The sequence below is a fragment of the Haemophilus haemolyticus genome (assembly GCF_003490935.1).
In the GTDB taxonomy this organism is placed as follows: Bacteria; Pseudomonadota; Gammaproteobacteria; order Enterobacterales; family Pasteurellaceae; genus Haemophilus; species Haemophilus haemolyticus_M.
In genome coordinates this window covers 1-18,503 of the sequence record NZ_QQGD01000004.1, presented here as the reverse complement: position 1 = coordinate 18,503, position 18,503 = coordinate 1, and the positions used below count along the sequence as shown (strand labels likewise).

Annotated in this window: 14 protein-coding genes and 1 rRNA gene; 6 read left to right on the top strand and 9 right to left on the bottom strand. The window is 38.4% G+C overall.

The genetic code is table 11. The features are described 5' to 3' along the window. Positions 1-179: 179 nt before the first annotated feature. On the top strand, positions 180-2,228 hold the full coding sequence (metG, locus tag DV417_RS06070; RefSeq protein ID WP_118879085.1) for a methionine--tRNA ligase: 2,049 nt from the start codon (positions 180-182) through the stop codon (positions 2,226-2,228). 112 nt (positions 2,229-2,340) lie between these two features. Further along, complete coding sequence (tehB, locus tag DV417_RS06065) at positions 2,341-3,201, top strand: SAM-dependent methyltransferase TehB (RefSeq protein ID WP_118879084.1); 861 nt, start codon at positions 2,341-2,343, stop codon at positions 3,199-3,201. A gap of 43 nt (positions 3,202-3,244) precedes the next feature. Here the strand turns inward: tehB and gloB are convergent, their stop codons facing one another. Together gloB and DV417_RS06055 are read right to left on the bottom strand one after the other, a co-directional pair. Next, entirely contained in the window at positions 3,245-3,946 is a 702-nt protein-coding gene (gene gloB / locus DV417_RS06060; protein WP_118879083.1) for a hydroxyacylglutathione hydrolase, read from the bottom strand. Between the two features lie 59 nt (positions 3,947-4,005). Further along, positions 4,006-4,812, bottom strand: coding sequence for a methyltransferase domain-containing protein (locus DV417_RS06055; RefSeq protein ID WP_118879082.1), 807 nt, complete (start codon positions 4,810-4,812; stop codon positions 4,006-4,008). 228 nt (positions 4,813-5,040) lie between these two features. On the opposite strand from DV417_RS06055, the gene DV417_RS06050 reads away from it, so the two are divergent. The 3 genes from DV417_RS06050 (at position 5,041) to gyrA (ending at position 10,579) form a co-directional block, all read left to right on the top strand. Further along, the gene (locus DV417_RS06050; RefSeq protein WP_192878557.1) at positions 5,041-5,517 is read left to right on the top strand and encodes a hypothetical protein; all 477 of its coding nucleotides are present in this window, start codon (positions 5,041-5,043) and stop codon (positions 5,515-5,517) included. A 136-nt stretch (positions 5,518-5,653) separates the two neighbouring features. Continuing rightward, positions 5,654-7,417, top strand: coding sequence for a 30S ribosomal protein S12 methylthiotransferase accessory factor YcaO (gene ycaO, locus DV417_RS06045; protein ID WP_118879081.1), 1,764 nt, complete (start codon positions 5,654-5,656; stop codon positions 7,415-7,417). Between the two features lie 519 nt (positions 7,418-7,936). After that, a complete protein-coding gene (gene gyrA / locus DV417_RS06040; protein WP_118879080.1) occupies positions 7,937-10,579 on the top strand; it encodes a DNA topoisomerase (ATP-hydrolyzing) subunit A in 2,643 nt (880 codons plus the stop codon). A gap of 253 nt (positions 10,580-10,832) precedes the next feature. On the opposite strand, the gene rnb is transcribed toward gyrA, so the two are convergent. Both rnb and DV417_RS06030 read right to left on the bottom strand, forming a co-directional pair. Next, positions 10,833-12,812, bottom strand: coding sequence for an exoribonuclease II (gene rnb / locus DV417_RS06035; RefSeq protein WP_118879079.1), 1,980 nt, complete (start codon positions 12,810-12,812; stop codon positions 10,833-10,835). Positions 12,813-12,877: 65 nt separating this feature from the next. Further along, positions 12,878-13,666: an enoyl-ACP reductase FabI gene (locus tag DV417_RS06030; protein ID WP_005644958.1), complete on the bottom strand. Its 789-nt coding sequence runs from the start codon at positions 13,664-13,666 to the stop codon at positions 12,878-12,880. A gap of 178 nt (positions 13,667-13,844) precedes the next feature. Between DV417_RS06030 and prfC the strand changes: the two genes are divergently transcribed. Continuing rightward, a complete protein-coding gene (gene prfC / locus DV417_RS06025; protein WP_118879078.1) occupies positions 13,845-15,428 on the top strand; it encodes a peptide chain release factor 3 in 1,584 nt (527 codons plus the stop codon). 75 nt (positions 15,429-15,503) lie between these two features. Here the strand turns inward: prfC and DV417_RS06020 are convergent, their stop codons facing one another. From DV417_RS06020 to rrf, 5 genes are all read right to left on the bottom strand, one after another. Further along, a complete protein-coding gene (locus DV417_RS06020; protein ID WP_118879077.1) occupies positions 15,504-15,737 on the bottom strand; it encodes a YgjV family protein in 234 nt (77 codons plus the stop codon). Between the two features lie 438 nt (positions 15,738-16,175). Continuing rightward, positions 16,176-16,505, bottom strand: coding sequence for a branched-chain amino acid transporter permease (locus DV417_RS06015; RefSeq protein ID WP_118879076.1), 330 nt, complete (start codon positions 16,503-16,505; stop codon positions 16,176-16,178). Continuing rightward, the gene (gene azlC / locus DV417_RS06010; protein ID WP_118879075.1) at positions 16,502-17,236 is read right to left on the bottom strand and encodes an azaleucine resistance protein AzlC; all 735 of its coding nucleotides are present in this window, start codon (positions 17,234-17,236) and stop codon (positions 16,502-16,504) included. Before azlC ends, DV417_RS06015 begins: the two co-directional genes overlap by 4 nt. 9 nt (positions 17,237-17,245) lie before the next feature. Then, positions 17,246-18,175 carry a LysR family transcriptional regulator gene (locus DV417_RS06005; RefSeq protein WP_118796060.1) on the bottom strand — a complete coding sequence of 310 codons (930 nt, stop codon included), beginning with the start codon at positions 18,173-18,175 and terminating at the stop codon, positions 17,246-17,248. 154 nt (positions 18,176-18,329) lie between these two features. Then, positions 18,330-18,445: ribosomal RNA gene (gene rrf / locus DV417_RS06000) — 5S ribosomal RNA — on the bottom strand. Between the last annotated feature and the right edge of the window lie 58 nt (positions 18,446-18,503).

The following is an 18,503-nucleotide window of genomic DNA, read 5'->3' as shown; positions in this document are numbered from 1 at the left end:
CTCTGTAAAGAGAAACTAACACCCAGTATACTGGGTGCGAAATGATTAAATTTTAAACTTTTAAAATAGGTAATTTTAAATAAAGTGCGGTGGATTTTCCTTCCATTTTCAAACTAGAAAAAATCCCCTATTTAAAGTAAGATAAGCACAATTTTTGTATGCTAAAAAGAGAATAATAAATGACAACTCAACCCCGTAAAATTTTAGTCACTTGCGCCTTGCCTTATGCCAATGGGGCAATTCATTTAGGCCATATGTTAGAACATATCCAAGCGGATATTTGGGTGCGTTTTCAACGTATGCGTGGCAATAAAATCCATTTTGTCTGTGCGGATGATGCGCACGGCACACCGATTATGTTGAATGCCGATAAACTTGGCATTACACCCGAAGAATTAATTGCTAAAGCAAAAGCCGATCACGTGCGTGATTTTGCAGGTTTCAATATTAGTTTTGATAACTATCATTCCACTCACAGCGAAGAAAACAAACAACTCACCGCAGAAATTTACAATAAACTCAAAGCCAATGGCTTTATTAAGAGTAAAGTTATTTCTCAGTTATTCGACCCTGAAAAAAATATGTTCTTGCCTGATCGTTTTGTGAAAGGCACTTGCCCGAAATGTAAAGCAGAAGATCAATATGGCGATAACTGCGAAGTTTGTGCTTCAACTTATAGCCCAATGGATTTAATTAATCCTCGTTCAGCTGTTTCTGGCGCAACACCTGTAGTGAAAGAATCTGAACACTTTTTCTTTGACTTACCAGCATTTGAAGGCATGTTAAAAGAATGGACACGTTCTGGCTCACTTCAATCTGAAATTGCGAACAAAATGCAAGAATGGTTTGAGAGCGGTTTACAACAATGGGATATTTCACGCGATGCACCTTATTTCGGTTTTGAAATTCCGGGCGCAAAAGATAAATTCTTCTATGTTTGGTTAGATGCACCAATCGGCTATATGGCTTCATTCAAAAATCTATGTAATCGTGAAGGCATTGATTTCAATGAATTTTGGGCGGAAGGCAGTGATGCGGAGCTTTATCATTTCATCGGTAAAGACATCATTTATTTCCACAGTCTATTCTGGCCAGCAATGCTTGAAGGTAGTGGCTATCGTAAACCGACTAATGTCTTCACTCATGGCTACGTCACGGTGGATGGGGCGAAGATGTCAAAATCTCGCGGAACTTTCATTCAAGCCAGCACTTATTTGAATCATATTGATCCTGAATGTTTGCGTTATTACTATGCGGCAAAATTAAATGATCGCATTGAAGATTTAGACTTTAACCTTGAAGATTTCGTACAACGTGTAAATACGGATATTGTAAACAAATTAGTGAATTTGGCTTCACGCAATGCGGGCTTTATTGCGAAACGCTTTGAAGGCAAACTTGCGGATAAACTGGAAGATGAAACATTATTTACAGAATTTACCGCTCAAGCCGAGCAAATTGCCGCTTATTACGAAAGCCGTGAATACAATAAAGCCATTCGTGAAATTATGGCATTAACCGATAAAGCCAATAAATACATTGATGAAAAAGCCCCTTGGGTGATTGCAAAAGAAGAAGGCAAAGAGGCAGAATTGCAAGCCGTATGTTCAATGGGAATTGAGCTTTTCCGCGTGTTGATGTCTTACTTAAAACCTGTTCTTCCAAAACTGGCAGAACGTGCAGAAGCCTTCTTACAAGCTGAATTACGTTGGGATAATATTCATCAACCATTACTTGGCCATACTCTTGCACCGTTCAAAGCCTTATTCTCTCGTTTAGAGAAAAAACAAATTGATGCCGTTGTGGAAGAAACCAAAGCCTTATTTGCAGCAGCCAATAAAGCAGCAGAAAAAACAGAAGCAAAACCAACCGCACTTTCTGCCGTTGAACCTATTGCTGAAACCATCACCATTGATGATTTCGCTAAACTTGATATGCGTGTAGCAAAAGTATTGAAATGCGAAGCCGTGCCAGAATCCAATAAACTTTTACGTTTTGAATTAGATCTTGGCGATCATACTCGTCAAGTCTTCTCTGGCATTAAAGCGGCTTACAATAAACCTGAAGAATTAGAAGGTCGTTTTGTGATTATGGTGGCAAACCTTGCACCACGTAAAATGAAATTCGGCGTGTCTGAGGGAATGATTCTATCTGCAGGAACAGGCGGTAGTGATTTATTCTTATTATCTGCCGATAGCGGTGTCACTGCAGGCATGCAAGTAAAATAATCTATTCAATCTAAATTAGGGCAACATTACGTTGCCCTTTTATTTTCTTGTTGAAAATAGGTAACTTATAACCTACTATAACACTCAACTATTTATCTGTTTGGAGAATATTATGAAAAACGAATTAATTTGCTATAAACAAATGCCTGTGTGGACAAAAGACAAATTGCCACAAATGTTCCAAGAAAAGCATAACACAAAAGTCGGCACTTGGGGGAAATTAACCGTATTAAAAGGTAAACTCAAATTTTATGAGCTAACCGAAAATGGCGATGCTGTTGCCGAGCATATTTTCACCCCAGAAAGTGACATTCCTTTTGTTGAACCTCAAGCATGGCATCGTGTTGAAGCGCTTTCTGATGATTTAGAATGTACGCTAGGTTTCTATTGCAAAAAAGAAGATTACTTCAGTAAAAAATACAATATGACTGCCACTCACGGCGATGTGGTGGATGCTGCAAAAATTATCTCGCCTTGTAAAGTATTAGATTTAGGTTGCGGCCAAGGGCGTAATTCACTTTATTTAAGTTTATTAGGCTATGATGTGACCTCTTGGGATCACAATGAAAATAGCATTGCCTTTTTAAATGAAACCAAAGAGAAAGAAAACCTTAATATTTCTACCGCACTTTATGATATTAACTCCGCCAACATTCAAGAAAACTATGATTTTATTGTTTCAACGGTGGTGTTTATGTTCTTAAATCGTGAACGTGTGCCGTCAATCATTAAAAATATGCAAGAACACACCAATGTTGGCGGGTATAACTTAATCGTTGCTGCTATGTCCACTGATGATGTGCCTTGCCCACTTCCGTTCTCTTTCACTTTTGCTGAAAATGAATTAAAAGAATATTACAAAGATTGGGAATTTTTAGAATATAACGAAAATATGGGCGAATTACACAAAACCGATAAAAACGGCAATCGCATTAAAATGAAATTTGCCACAATGTTAGCAAGAAAAAAATAACCCGCTAATTTAAAAAATCACCGCACTTTGTCCTCAGCCAATATTAAAAAATATCTTTTGCTTTGCGAAGTGCGGTAAATTCTTCAAGTGTTTTTGCTTGTAAAAACGGATTAATTTCTCGCTCTAGTTTTAATGTCGTCGGTAAACTAGGTTTATTTTCAGCCCGTTGTATTTCAACAAAAATACGCTGCTTTTCTACCGCACTTTTCTCCACCAGCACAGTTTCCGCAAAAGCTAAATTCCCCAAGGTGTATTCGTGAGCAGGACAAACAATCGTCTCGTCAGGCAAGGTATTCAAACGCTGTAAACCATCAAACATCTGCGCATAATTACCTGTGAAAACACGTCCGCAACCTGCAGAAAATAACGCATCACCACAAAATAAATGATTATCTACTAAAAAACTAACGTGCTGTTTAGTGTGTCCACCAGTCGGAATGACATCAATTTGATAATATTCGGTAAGGATCTTTCCTTCATTCACAATTTGAGTTGCGCCTTTTTTCTCACATTCTTGCGGCCCATAAATCGGCACCGTTGGATAACGTTTTTTAAATGCCGACACACCTTGTGTATGATCCTCATGTTCGTGAGTAAGCAACACCGCTTCAACCGTTGCATTTTGCTTATCTAGCCATGCAAACAGCTTGTCCGTTTCAGGCAAATCGACAATAATAAGAGGCAGATTTTCTCGTTGATAAAGCCAAATGTAGTTATCATTTAGCGCAGGCAAAGCAAATAACATAATCGTCTAATCGTCCTTTTCATTTGTGATAGAAAAATAAATTGATTCCGCTTAAAACATTAGATGCGATCCGCATTCCACCAAATCAACGCCCATTTTTTCTGTCCGTGAGAAATTGGTTCGTTGTTGGCTTGTTTACGATCGTAAAAGGCTTTTAAACCTTGTTTTTCTTTTTCGGAAAGTTCGCCTAAAGAAAATTCCACCGAGGCTAATAAATCCTCATAGATTTCACCTTGAAAACAACCCGACTCTGTTTCAATAAAATTCAAATTTGCCTGAATGCCTTTTTGATACAACCGATTGAGTAAATAAATATAAGTGGGGAAACCAATATCTTCACGCCCAATCGCCTCAAATACGCCCTCATCTAAAAAATGGCGTTGTGTGACAGAAGTCAAAAAAACACGTTTTTTCGCTTTGGCACAGAGTTTTTCAATCATATCGTCCAAATCGTCCACCAACGTGGAACGAGATGCCAACACCACATCAGCTTGTGGCACATCATCCCAGTTATCCGTCCAAGATTTATGAAATATCGTGAGATGATGCAAACCAAGTTTCTGTTTGAACTGCGCCAAGCAATCTAACATTCCATTGCTATAATCCAAGGCATATACCGTTGAGCCTTGTTGCGCGAGTGGTACAGCAAAGGTACCGGGGCCACAGCCAATATCCAACACAGTTTCATCGGCTTGCACATTCATAGCTTGCAATAATTGCTGATTATATGCAGAAGGCTTGCCGACTAGGTTTTCTGCCATTTTCACAGCTTTTTTATCCCATTTTGTCGGAGGCAAGTTGTAATGATTACACGCGATTAAGTGTTGTTGATAAAGTTCAGCAAAATTGATGTCATAAATAGTCATAGTGATTTTTCAATGTGGTTATTCAAATGTTGATGTAAAAGTTCGGGCTAAGTGCGGTTAAAATGGTAAGTTTTTTCATTTTAACTTTTTAAAAACGAGACACTACAACGAATTCTACAGCATCGATATATTAATTCAAATATAACGTAGTAAAATGAGATAAAAGGACTCTATAATATTAGGTGTTCTATATTTTCCTATGGTTATTTCGTAGAAAAGGATAATTCAATGAAATTTGAAGTGATTTATAAATTTTTCTTAGTGTGGGGATTAGCCCTAAGTTTGCTTTTTGTTGTTGCAAGTGGCATTTCAATGTGGTTAGGCTTTTCTTTTACTCAAGCCTTAGATATTCATCTTTTCTTTGCTGGATTTACCGTATTTGGTTTGTTACTGCATTTTTATAGCCGTAAGAAGAAATGGGTAAAAATCAACACTCAATTTGCCGATCTCATCACACATAATCGAATGCCTTCTTACTGCAATTTAGATCGCTTGGTGATGACTTTCGAACATTTCTCCATTCAACAAATCTCTGAGCAACTCAATCTTTCTCTCCCGATTTTATTAAATGAATTATCACAAGCCCAAATAAATATAACTGATTCCCACCGCACTTTACGAGAAAACTTTCCTCTTAACGATGAGAAAATTTTCGCCACCATTACGATTGCCTTGAAAATGCGGTTCAATCCAACGTTACTTTAACGCCAATCAAATATACGTTAAAAGTGCGGTAGAAAACCCCGAAGTGTTTCGGGGTTTATTTTTGCCGAAAAAATCTTGCCCCGCTATTAAAACTCCCCTATTATTCACCGCACTTTTTTCTTATTTAGGAACAAAAATGACAGAACAAACGTTTATCCTTGGCAAAGATGCCGCATTGGAAGATAGCATTGCAAAATTTCAGCAAAAATTGACCGCACTTGGTTTTAATATTGAAGAGGCATCTTGGTTGAATCCAGTGCCAAATGTGTGGTCTGTGCATATTCGCGATAAAGACTGCCCGCATTGTTTTTCTAATGGTAAAGGGGCAAGCAAAAAAGCGGCGTTAGCCTCCGCCCTTGGCGAATATTTTGAACGTCTTTCCACCAATTATTTTTTTGCTGATTTCTATTTAGGGCAAGAAATTGCAAACGGCGATTTTGTGCATTATCCCAATGAAAAATGGTTCCCGATTGAAGATGATGCCTTACTACCTAATGGCATTTTAGATGATTATTTATTGGATTATTTTGATCCTAATGCCGAGCTTACGCCTGAATTATTAGTCGATTTACAATCTGGCAATTATGATCGCGGGATCGTGGCGATGCCTTATGTTCGTCAATCGGACGAACAAACCGTTTACATTCCACAAAGTATTATTGCCAACCTTTATGTCTCAAATGGCATGTCTGCGGGCAATACGAAATTTGAAGCACGTGTGCAAGGCTTGTCAGAGGTATTTGAGCGTTATGTTAAAAACAAAATTATCGCTGAAGCGATCAGTCTGCCAGAAATTCCAAAACCTGTGATGGATCGCTATCCATCTATTCAGGCTTCTATTGCGAAATTAGAGGAGGAAGGATTCCCAATTTATGCTTTTGATGCTTCACTTGGCGGAAAATACCCTGTTATTTGCGTAGTGTTATTAAATCCTAATAACGGCACTTGCTTTGCCTCTTTTGGTGCTCATCCAAATTTCCAAGTGGCATTAGAACGTACGGTGACGGAGCTTTTACAAGGTCGTAGCTTGAAAGATTTGGATGTCTTCTCACCACCATCTTTCAATAATGATGATGTGGCTGAACACGCTAATTTAGAAACCCACTTTATTGACTCAAGCGGTTTAATTTCTTGGGATTTATTCAAAGAAACGCCTGATTATGAATTTTCTGATTGGGATTTCAGCGGTACCACGCAAGAAGAATACAATAATTTAATGGCAATTTTCCGTGCCGATGAAAAAGAAGTTTACGTAATGGATTACAACCATTTGGATGTCTATGCGTGCCGTATTATTGTGCCAGGTATGTCTGATATTTATCCTGCAGATGATTTAATTTACGCCAACAACAATATGGGAATGGATTGGCGCGAAATTTTACTGGATTTACCAAATTGGCATCACGATGCGGAAACCTATCAAGAATTATTAGAAGAATTAGACGGACAAGATATTGACGATGCAACTCGCGTGCGTGAATTTATCGGCATCGTTGCACCTAAAAATAGCGGCTGGACAACTTTACGCGTCGGTGAATTAAAATCAATGCTCCACCTTGCATTAGGTGAATTAGAACAAGCATTAGATTGGGCAAACTGGACACTAAATATGAATAGCTCCGTATTCACTACAGAACGTGTGAATTATTACCGTGCATTAATTTCCATCATAGAATTACATTTAGATGAAAATCGCGAACCAGCGCAATATCGTACAGTGTTTGAAAAAATGTATGGTAAAGATGCAGTTAAACAAGCTTGGGCAGCTGTCTCTGAAGGAGGCAATCCGTTCTACAATCTTCCAGCAAGTGATGAAAATTTGGAAAACTTTAAGGAACATCAGGCGTTGCTGGGGGCTTATGGGAAGTTGCAGAAAGCAAAGCGAGTACATCAAAAATAAATTAGGCTTATATCGTACTTTCAATACTTGAAAGTACGACCTACTTTTCCTTATTTCCTTTGTTTCATACAATTTGCTTAACGGAAATTTTCTGAACTCGCCGCAAACGGCTCAAACAGACGAAAATTTCCTACAAATTCTATGAAACAAAGGCGGAAAATAAGGGAACCCATTTAATTCCACCTACAAATAAAACGACCTATAAAAACCTCCCTAAAACCAACCGCACTTTTTAAATGATCCTCCGATAAACTCGGGACCCATATAAATCGCCTTTGCGACTTTCAATTTTTAGGCAATTTTCGTCTGTTTGAGAAACGTAGTTGCGAGTTTAGAAAATCGCCGTAAAGAAAATTGAAACAAAGCAAAGATTAGCGATTTAACTGGGGGTACTTTTCTTTGCTTACTTTCTTTTGTACAAACAAAAGAAAGTAAGTCGCCATTAGGCGAAATCCTAATGTAAAAAACATACCTTTATGCTATAATCCGCCACAATTTTTGATCAAAAAAGGAATACCAATGACGGATTCAATCCAATCATCTATCACCCCTGTCAATATTGAAGAAGAACTCAAATCTTCCTACCTTGACTATGCGATGTCGGTTATCGTTGGGCGTGCATTACCTGACGTTCGAGATGGTTTAAAACCTGTTCACCGCCGCGTGTTGTTCTCCATGGATCGCGAAGGCAATACCGCCAATAAAAAATATGTAAAATCAGCGCGTGTTGTGGGTGATGTAATCGGTAAATATCACCCGCATGGTGACTCAGCTGTGTACGATACAATCGTTCGTATGGCACAACCATTCTCACTTCGCTATATGTTGGTTGATGGGCAAGGTAACTTCGGTTCAATTGATGGTGATGCGCCAGCTGCAATGCGTTATACCGAAGTGCGTATGCAAAAAATTACGCAAGCATTGCTCACGGATTTGGATAAAGAAACCGTCAATTTCTCGCCAAACTATGATGGCGAATTAATGATTCCAGATGTATTGCCGACTCGTATTCCAGCACTTTTAGCAAATGGTTCTTCTGGTATTGCGGTGGGGATGGCAACTAACATTCCCCCTCACAACTTAAATGAAGTATTAAATGGTTGTTTGGCTTATATCGACAACAATGAAATTACCATTGATGAATTAATGCAATATATTCCGGGACCAGACTTCCCAACTGCGGCATTAATTAATGGTCGTAAAGGGATTGAAGAAGCCTATCGCACTGGTCGTGGTAAAGTGTATGTTCGTGCTCGTGCAACGGTAGAAACCAACGAAAAAGGACGCGAGCAAATTATCGTGTCTGAATTGCCATACCAAGTAAATAAAGCAAAATTAGTCGAGAAAATCGCTGAATTAATCCGCGAGAAAAAAATCGAAGGCATCAGCAATATTACTGACCTTTCAAATAAAGAAGGGATCCGTATTGAGATTGATATTAAACGTGATGCAGTAGGGGAAGTGGTATTAAATCATCTTTACTCACTTACTCAAATGCAAGTAACCTTTGGGATCAATATGGTGGCATTGGATCACGGACAGCCACGTTTATTTAATCTTAAAGAAATCATTGAAGCCTTTGTTTTACACCGCCGTGAAGTCGTTACGCGTCGTTCTATCTTTGAACTTCGCAAAGCGCGTGAACGTACGCACATTTTGGAAGGTTTAGCGGTTGCTCGTTCTAATATCGATGAAATGATTGCGATCATTCGTAACTCTAAAAACCGTGAGGAAGCGGCAACAGCAATCAGTTCACGCTCTTGGACGTTACATAGCGATATTATTAATCTTCTTGATGTTTCTGCTCGTCCTGATGATTTAGAAGAAAATCTTGGTATTCAAGGTGAACAATATTACTTATCGCCAGCGCAAGTCAACGCAATTCTAGAACTTCGTTTACACCGTTTAACTGGCATTGCGTTTGAAGAAGTTGTAAAAGAATATGAAGAATTATTAGTTAAAATTGCGGATCTTCTTCATATTTTAAGTAGCGCAGAACGTTTAATGGAAGTAATTCGTGAAGAATTGGAAGAAGTGAAAGCGCAATTCGGTGATGATCGTTTAACTGAAATTACCGCAGCTTCTGGCGATATTGATTTAGAAGATTTAATCGCACAAGAAGACGTAGTTGTGACGCTTTCTCACGAAGGTTATGTGAAATACCAACCATTGACTGACTATGAAGCACAACGTCGTGGCGGTAAAGGCAAATCTGCAACGAAGATGAAAGAAGAAGATTTCATCGAAAAATTACTGGTGGCAAATACTCACGATACGATCCTATGCTTCTCTAGCCGTGGCCGTTTATATTGGTTGAAAGTATATCAACTTCCACAAGCAAGCCGTGGCGCACGCGGTCGTCCAATTGTGAATATTCTTCCGTTACAAGAAAACGAACGTATTACTGCAATCTTGCCAGTTTCTGCTTACGAAGAAGATAAATTCGTGGTCATGGCAACTGCTGGCGGTATTGTGAAGAAAATCGCCTTGACCGAATTTAGCCGTCCACGTTCAAACGGTATCATCGCATTAAATTTACGTGACGAAGATGAATTAATCGGCGTGGATATTACCGATGGTAGCAACGAAATTATGTTGTTCTCATCACAAGGTCGCGTGGTACGTTTTGCAGAAAATGCTGTGCGTGCAATGGGGCGTTTAGCGACTGGTGTTCGCGGTATCAAATTGGCTTTAACAAACGATATTTCTGACGATGAAAGTGCGGTAGAAATTGAAGATATTTCTGATGACAACGCTGAAGCATCATTAGATTTAAATATCGATAAAGTGGTTTCTCTCGTTGTGCCAAAAGGTGAAGGTGCAATTTTAACCGCAACGCAAAACGGCTACGGAAAACGTACACAATTAAGTGAATACCCAACTAAATCACGTAATACAAAAGGTGTGATTTCTATTAAAGTGAGTGAACGAAATGGTAAAGTCGTTGCCGCAACTCAAGTAGAAGAAACAGACCAAATTATGTTGATCACTGATGCAGGAACTCTTGTTCGCACACGAGTAAGCGAGGTGAGTATCGTAGGTCGTAACACGCAAGGTGTTCGTTTAATTCGTACTACCGATGATGAACACGTAGTAAGTTTAGAGCGTGTTTGTGATGCAGATGAAGAAGATTCTTTAGAAGAAATCGGTTCTGAAGAATAACCTATTATAAAATAACAATCCGCACGTAAAACGTGCGGTTTTTATGTAGAATCTTTAAGAGCATGTGGATATAGTCTAACATTACATGCTCCTCTACTATCTCCACATTTTTATAGCGAGGATTTTTTCTGTTCATCGCTTAAGCTATTTGCCTCTATACGTATAGCGTATAGTTTTTATAGTCAGACTTTCGTCTGGCTACAAGAAAAAACCGATTTTCAATCACTGAAAATCGGTTTAAAGAAGAACAATTTTATTGAACAATTTCACCGACAATACTGCGAGTTACTTCTTTCACTTCCGTAAGTTTCACTTTCACAATATCACCTATTTTGTAAATACGCTCACCTTTAATATAAAGGGCAATCTCATCAGAATTCACCTGCATTTCTTCTTTATTATTATGTAAAGTTGAAGCTGGTATAAACATTGAGGCGCCATTTTCTAATAATTGCACACGTAATCCACCGCGCATCACATCTTGCACCTCTGCATCAAATTCAGCGTTTTCAGCGACTTTATCAGCAAGATAGCGACAATATAACCAATCTGCAATATCACGTTCAACCAAGCGATTTTGACGACGGGCTTCTTGTAACCGAGCAAGGACTTCATCTTGTGGCTTATTACAAGCTTGTTGAGTCAATACTGCTTTAATTAAACGATGGTTCACCATATCAGAATATTTACGAATTGGTGATGTCCATGTCGCATACCCTTCTAAACCAAGACCAAAGTGCGGCGCTAATTCCGATTTAAATTCGGCGAAAGTTAAATAACGACGTAAACGGAATTCTAAGTAGTCGCCTTCAATCGGTTCAATATCATGGTGCATTTGGCAATAACCGTTTAATGTCGCCAAATTTTCTACCGAATAACGCTCAGCAAATTCAGCTTGATTTTGTTCATTGGCTAAATTTGCCATCAAGAAATTGTGCGCATTCTCTAAGAATTTTTTATCAAAACCGCTATGAGTATTGAAAATACCAGTTTGAGCATGCTCTGATAAGAATTGCGCAGCACAAATGTTAGCAATAATCATCGATTCTTCGACAATTTGATTGGCTATACGACGATATTCTGCTTTGATTTCTGCCACTTTGCCATTTTCAGCGAGCACAAAAGAATAATCCGGTTTTTCTTTAAATAACAAAGAATGAGTCTTACGCCATTGAATACGTGCTTTAGTAAATTGATGTAGCCAATCAATTTGCTGTGCAATTTCAGGTGTTTCCGGTTGCCATGCATCCGGTACTTTTTCTAAATAATCTGAGATTTTGTTATAGGCTAGTTTTGCTTTAGATTGTACATAAGCTGAAACAAAATGCGGTTTAGCCGTGATATTACCTACAAGATCCATTTCAATGTAACACACTAACGCAGGACGAGTTTCATTTGCCATTAATGAACATAATTCATCAGATAATTCGCGTGGCAACATTGGGATATTAAAGCCTGGCAAATAATTGGTGAAACAACGCTGTTTCGCATCTTTTTCAATTTGAGAATCTAACGCGATATAAGCGGTTGGATCCGCAATCGCTACAACTAATTTCCAACCTGTTTGTTCACCATTTTGTTCAATAGGCTCGATATATAAGGCATCGTCCATATCCATTGTGCTTTCAGAGTCGATAGTCACAAAGTGAAGTGCGGTCAGATCTTCACGGGTTTGTAGATCTAACATTTCGTAACTTTCAGCGCCTTGCACAGGATAACGAGATTGCTCATGACGAGCCAATGTTACCCACCAAGGGGCAAATTCATCATCAGCTCGGCAAATAAACTGATTAATAGTGGCATAGAAAAAGCGATCATCACGTAATGGGTGAGTTTTTAAATTAGCAACCACCCAATCGCCTTCTCGTAATTCTTCTTTTACAAATTTGGCTTGTTGTGCGCCGATTGGTTGATTGATACTTGGATGATCCACCAAAACTTGTAATTTCTTGTCTTTATTGAACCGCACTTTTGCAATGAAACGTGTCAACATTGGCTCAATTAAGGATTCCGGCTCGGCTTGTTCTTTATCGCCTTGCTTTTCAATGGTGGCTTTGATTTTGTCGCCGTGCATCACCTTTTTCATTGAAGGTGGTGCGATGAAATAGGTTTTCTTATCGCACTCTAAAAAACCATAGGCCTTATCTGTGCTTTTTACCACGCCTTCTACATGCTCTTTGCTGTCGTGGATTTGTTGTTTAAGCTGTGCGAGTAGAGGATTATCTTGAAACATAGTTATATTTAAAAAAAGAGAAAAGGCAGACTGAAAAGCCTGCCTAAAAAAGAATATAAGAAAAATTATTCTTCGCCTAATTCGCCCATTGCTGTGATACTGAAACCTGCATCTACATGAACGATTTCACCGGTAATACCCGATGCTAAATCAGAGCATAAAAATGCCGCTGAGTTACCCACATCTTCGATAGTGACAGTGCGGCGTAATGCAGCGGTTTTCTCAAAGGTAGAAAGCATTTTCTTGAAGTTTTTAATACCTGATGCTGCTAAAGTGCGGATTGGACCAGCAGAGATCGCATTCACACGAATACCTTCTTTACCCAAATCCGCAGCCATCACGCGAGTTGCCGCTTCAAGAGACGCTTTCGCTAAACACATGACGTTGTAATTAGGAATTGCGCGCTCTGCACCTAAGTAAGACAACGTTAATAATGCAGCATTTGGATTTAAATAAGGACGTGCCGCTTGTGCCATTGCAACGAAGCTGTATGCGCTAATATCGTGAGCAATACGGTAACCTTCACGAGTTGCTGCGTTTACGTAATCACCATCTAATTGATCGCCTGGTGCGAATGCGATAGCGTGTACGAAACCATCAAATTTGTCCCAACGTTTGCTTAATTCAGCAAAGCAGTTTTGGATGCTTTCATCGGTTGCCACATCTAAAGGAAGCACGATATCAGAACCAAATTCTTTGGCAAATTCTTCTACGCGCGGTTGTAATTTATCGTTTAAATAAGTGAAAGCTAGTTCTGCACCTTGTTCTTTCATTGATTTTGCGATCCCGTAAGCGATAGAACGATTGCTTGCAAGACCGGTTACTAAAATGCGTTTACCTGTTAAGAAACCCATAATTTTTCCTATATTGTTAACGTAAAAAACTTGCGTAGTATAAGCGAAAATTTGTCTTTGTACAAAGCAGACCAATTTTTCTAAGAAAACCAACCGCACTTTATTTACAAATTCGTTTGAGCAAAAACCTAAAATCAGCGAAAATAGCCCACATTTTTAATTGAACGAAGAAGAAACAATGAGTTATCCATTAGAAGAAGTTAATAAACGTCGCACTTTTGCGATTATTTCCCACCCCGATGCAGGTAAAACAACCATCACCGAAAAAGTACTTTTATACGGAAATGCGATTCAAACAGCAGGTTCTGTAAAAGGCAAAGGCTCAACTGCGCATGCCAAATCCGACTGGATGGAAATGGAAAAACAACGTGGGATTTCGATTACCACTTCTGTGATGCAATTTCCTTATAACGATTGCTTGGTGAACTTACTTGATACACCGGGGCACGAAGATTTCTCTGAAGATACTTACCGCACTTTAACTGCTGTGGATAGCTGCTTAATGGTTATCGACTCCGCAAAAGGGGTTGAGGAACGTACAATTAAACTAATGGAAGTAACCCGCTTACGTGATACGCCAATCATCACCTTCATGAACAAACTCGACCGCGATATTCGCGATCCGATGGAATTGTTAGATGAAGTGGAAAATATTCTTAAAATTCGTTGTGCGCCAATTACATGGCCGATTGGTTGCGGAAAATTATTCAAAGGCGTTTATCATATCGCTAAAGATGAAACCTATCTTTATCAATCAGGTCAAGGCTCTACTATTCAAGAAGTTCGCATTGTCAAAGGTTTAAATAGCCCAGAATTAGATGCTGCTGTTGGCGATGATTTAGCACAACAACTTCGCGATGAATTGGAATTAGTGCAAGGTGCAAGTAACGAATTTGAACATGATGCCTTTATTAAAGGTGAACTTACACCAGTATTTTTCGGGACAGCATTAGGTAACTTCGGGGTGGATCATTTCCTTGATGGTTTAACACAATGGGCACCAAAACCACAATCTCGTCAAGCTGATACAAGAACGGTCGAAAGTACAGAAGAAAAATTCAGTGGTTTCGTATTTAAAATTCAAGCTAATATGGATCCAAAACACCGCGACCGAGTTGCCTTTATGCGTGTTGTTTCAGGCAAATATGAAAAAGGCATGAAGCTCAAACACGTTCGTATCGGCAAAGATGTGGTGATTTCTGACGCACTCACCTTTATGGCTGGCGATCGTGCTCACGCCGAAGAAGCTTACGCTGGCGATATTATTGGTTTACATAATCACGGCACGATTCAAATTGGCGATACCTTTACGCAAGGTGAAACCTTAAAATTTACCGGTATTCCAAACTTTGCGCCTGAGCTATTCCGTCGTATTCGCTTAAGAGATCCACTTAAACAAAAGCAATTACTAAAAGGTTTAGTACAACTTTCAGAAGAAGGTGCTGTTCAGGTATTTCGCCCATTAATGAATAACGATTTAATCGTGGGCGCTGTGGGTGTCTTGCAGTTTGATGTGGTGGTTTCTCGTCTAAAAACTGAATATAACGTGGAAGCGATTTATGAAAATGTGAACGTTGCAACCGCACGCTGGGTGGAATGTGCTGATGCGAAAAAATTCGAAGAATTTAAACGCAAAAATGAGCAAAATTTAGCTTTAGATGGTGGAGATAACTTAACCTATATTGCGCCAACAATGGTAAATCTGAATTTAGCTCAAGAACGTTATCCTGATGTCGTTTTTTACAAAACTCGTGAACATTAAAACGATAAAGTGCGGTGAAATTTCACCGCACTTTTCCAGAAAAAAAGCGTTGAAATTTAATTCAACGCTTTTCTTTTATTTAGAGACTTTTTCTTGTCTTAATCGCCAAAGTTGATAAACATTCACAACAGCTAAAAATGCATTTAATAATGCTACAGGATAAGCCGAGATAATTACGCTATAGATGACAAATAAAATTGCGCCAATGCTGTTCACTACGCGTAAATGTACGATAGATTTAAACAAAAACGATACTGCAACAAAAAAGGTTGCGATATAACCCAATAATTCAACTAAATTCGACTCCATAATTCTATTCTCTCCGATTAAAAATAAAAACGGGCGTCATAATAAAAGATTTTTAAAACAAGGAAAAGATCAGAAAAAAAAGCAATCGATTGCAAGAGAAAATTATTTTATCTTACAAAGAATAAAGGTATTTTTATCATCATTAGCGCATAAAAAGCCGGGACGAGTGCGCACATCTAAAATCTTGGGAAGCTTATCCAATTTGGGGGAATTAGATAATATTAGCTCGATCAATCCGCACTTTGTCACCGGCTAAATTCTTTTAGTAATCTAGATGATCTAACAATGAACAATAAAGAAATTTAATAAAACGAGGTTCTATCTTTTGTAATAACTACAATTCCAATTTCTATTATTCTAGAAATTGGATTGATTATAAACTATGAAGTAACTTTAGATTCAAGAGGATTCTAGAGAAATGAAAGTTATGATTTTATTCTAAATAAAGACAAGTTGTACTAAAACCATATAGAAAAGCGTACCAACAGCAATAGATAGAAACATATTTTTCTTCCAAAAATGCAATCCTAGCACTACTATGCCTGAAAAAAAATCAGGGATACCATGATAACCACTTAAAACATCAACATTCTTATAGCAATAAACTACAAGCATACCAAACATAGCTGGAGGTAAAACTTTCCCAAGATAGCGAATATATTGTGGAATCGGACGATTAGCTGGGAATACAAAAAATGGCAATAAGCGCGTAAATTGCACCGTAAGCACACAAATTCCAATCGTCATAATCTGTTCTGTAAATGTCATTTTAGCGACTCCAATTTTGTCTCTAATTTAGGTCCACTCATAGTTAGAATTAACCAGATACCAATTAATGTGGGAATTAAAAAATATTCTTTGCCTACAATCAGTAAAAAAGCCAATGCAATCCCTAAACCTAAGAGAGAGCTTTCATGGGATTTTTCCTTTATCCAATTTTCTGCAAAAATGACTAAGAAAAGAGCTGTCATCGAGAATTCCACACCTTTTAAATCAAAAGGTAAAACAGAGCCAAATAAGTTACCAATTGCAGCGCCAACCACCCAATAAATATGCAAATATAAGCTGACAAAAAACATATACCAACCTTTATCTAAGTGCGGTGGAATTTTGGCCATATAATTTAAAGAAAAAGATTCATCTACAAGGGTGGTAATTAAATACCAACGTTTATGACCGATGTGTACGCCATATTTTTCTAACATTGATATGCCATAGAAAATCTGGCGAGTACTGATCATTAAGGTAATTAATAACACACTGATTGGAGAAAAAGGCGCGATAAGTGCTCCAGCAGCAATAAACTCAACCGAACCGGCATAAATAAGTAAAGCCATCAAAGTAGGATATAAAAATCCGAAACCTAGTGCCTTCATATAAATACCGTATGCCACACCAAGAAATAAAAATCCTGCAATCATCGGCGCACTATAAGGAAAAGCAGCTTTAGCCGCCGCACTAATCGAGTAAGACTGCTGATTTTGTTGAGAAAAATTCATTTATTACTTCTATAAATCTAAAACAGATAGCCCAGGTAAAGTTGAAAAACTTTGAGCTTTTACAGTTTGATAAAAATCTTCTAAATAAGAAAGGGATTCATCTTCTTTGCGAATAGCCGCATATAGATTGCTATATAAACCTTCTTTTGTGACTTTTCTTGCCACGACATAACCCTTTTCTAAATAAGGCAACGCAGCCCAGTAAGGGATAGTCGCAATTCCACGACGACTCGCCACTAATTGAATCATAGCAATAGTCAATTCAGTTGTGCGGCGAGTAGGATTAATACCTTTTGGTTTAAGCACTTTACGCAATAGATCTAACATATCATCAGGAACAGGGTAAGTTACCAATGTTTCATCTGCAAAATCTTCCGCATCCCAAATTTCTTTTTCTGCTAAAGGGTGATCTTTTGAGCAAATGCCAACCATCTCATAAGAAAAGAGCGGTTTAAAAATTACATCATCATTATGCTCTACTTCTGATACTATAGCCCAATCTGCTCGGTGAGAAAGCAATAAACCAACAGGATCCGTATGAAAACCAGACACAATATCCAACTCAACAAGCCCCCAATGCCGGCGAAATTCATCCATAGCAGGCATTAACCAATCAAAACAAGTATGACATTCCACAGCTATGCGAAGCTGACCTGCATCTCCATGTTTAACCCGAGCAAGATCACGTTCAGCATCAACAACTTTTGGCATTACCTCATTAGCAAGACGAATTAAACGCTCTCCAGCCGAAGTAAAACGAAGTGGATTACTTTTACGTTCAAATAAAGGCAAACCAAACTGTTCTTCTATTAATTTAATTTGGTGAGAAAGGGCTGATTGGGTTAGATATACTCGCTTTGCCGCTAAAGAAACGCTGCCTGTCTCTTTTAAAGCCAGTAAAGTTTTAAGATGTCTAAATTCTAGAAAGGTTGGTTTCATTAATAATATTCATACAAAATAGAAAATTAGATGATAGATATAATACCTTAAAATAGAAAATATTCGAATTAATATTCTATAGATAAAATAAAAACCCCATATCTTTCGACATGGGCTTCTTCTGTTTTCATTTTATTTAGATTCGTATTTGGTAACCTGGCGGTGCCCTACTCTCACATGGGGATACCCCACACTACCATCGGCATTACAGCGTTTCACTTCTGAGTTCGGTATGGTGTCAGGTGGTTCCACCGCACTATCGCCGCCAGGATAATTCTTTGATAACTTGTATTCTTACTTCTATCTATGTTCTTCATTGGCCACAAGC

What these genes read in the sequence shown, in the direction of transcription:
- DV417_RS06005 (WP_118796060.1), bottom strand. Translation starts at nt 18,175, where the DNA reads ATGAAACCAACCTTTCTAGAATTTAGACATCTTAAAACTTTACTGGCT.
- DV417_RS06055 (WP_118879082.1), bottom strand. Translation starts at nt 4,812, where the DNA reads ATGACTATTTATGACATCAATTTTGCTGAACTTTATCAACAACACTTA.
- tehB (WP_118879084.1), top strand. Translation starts at nt 2,341, where the DNA reads ATGAAAAACGAATTAATTTGCTATAAACAAATGCCTGTGTGGACAAAA.
- metG (WP_118879085.1), top strand. Translation starts at nt 180, where the DNA reads ATGACAACTCAACCCCGTAAAATTTTAGTCACTTGCGCCTTGCCTTAT.
- gyrA (WP_118879080.1), top strand. Translation starts at nt 7,937, where the DNA reads ATGACGGATTCAATCCAATCATCTATCACCCCTGTCAATATTGAAGAA.
- ycaO (WP_118879081.1), top strand. Translation starts at nt 5,654, where the DNA reads ATGACAGAACAAACGTTTATCCTTGGCAAAGATGCCGCATTGGAAGAT.
- azlC (WP_118879075.1), bottom strand. Translation starts at nt 17,236, where the DNA reads ATGAATTTTTCTCAACAAAATCAGCAGTCTTACTCGATTAGTGCGGCG.
- rnb (WP_118879079.1), bottom strand. Translation starts at nt 12,812, where the DNA reads ATGTTTCAAGATAATCCTCTACTCGCACAGCTTAAACAACAAATCCAC.
- DV417_RS06015 (WP_118879076.1), bottom strand. Translation starts at nt 16,505, where the DNA reads ATGACATTTACAGAACAGATTATGACGATTGGAATTTGTGTGCTTACG.
- DV417_RS06020 (WP_118879077.1), bottom strand. Translation starts at nt 15,737, where the DNA reads ATGGAGTCGAATTTAGTTGAATTATTGGGTTATATCGCAACCTTTTTT.
- gloB (WP_118879083.1), bottom strand. Translation starts at nt 3,946, where the DNA reads ATGTTATTTGCTTTGCCTGCGCTAAATGATAACTACATTTGGCTTTAT.
- DV417_RS06030 (WP_005644958.1), bottom strand. Translation starts at nt 13,666, where the DNA reads ATGGGTTTCTTAACAGGTAAACGCATTTTAGTAACCGGTCTTGCAAGC.
- DV417_RS06050 (WP_192878557.1), top strand. Translation starts at nt 5,041, where the DNA reads ATGAAATTTGAAGTGATTTATAAATTTTTCTTAGTGTGGGGATTAGCC.
- prfC (WP_118879078.1), top strand. Translation starts at nt 13,845, where the DNA reads ATGAGTTATCCATTAGAAGAAGTTAATAAACGTCGCACTTTTGCGATT.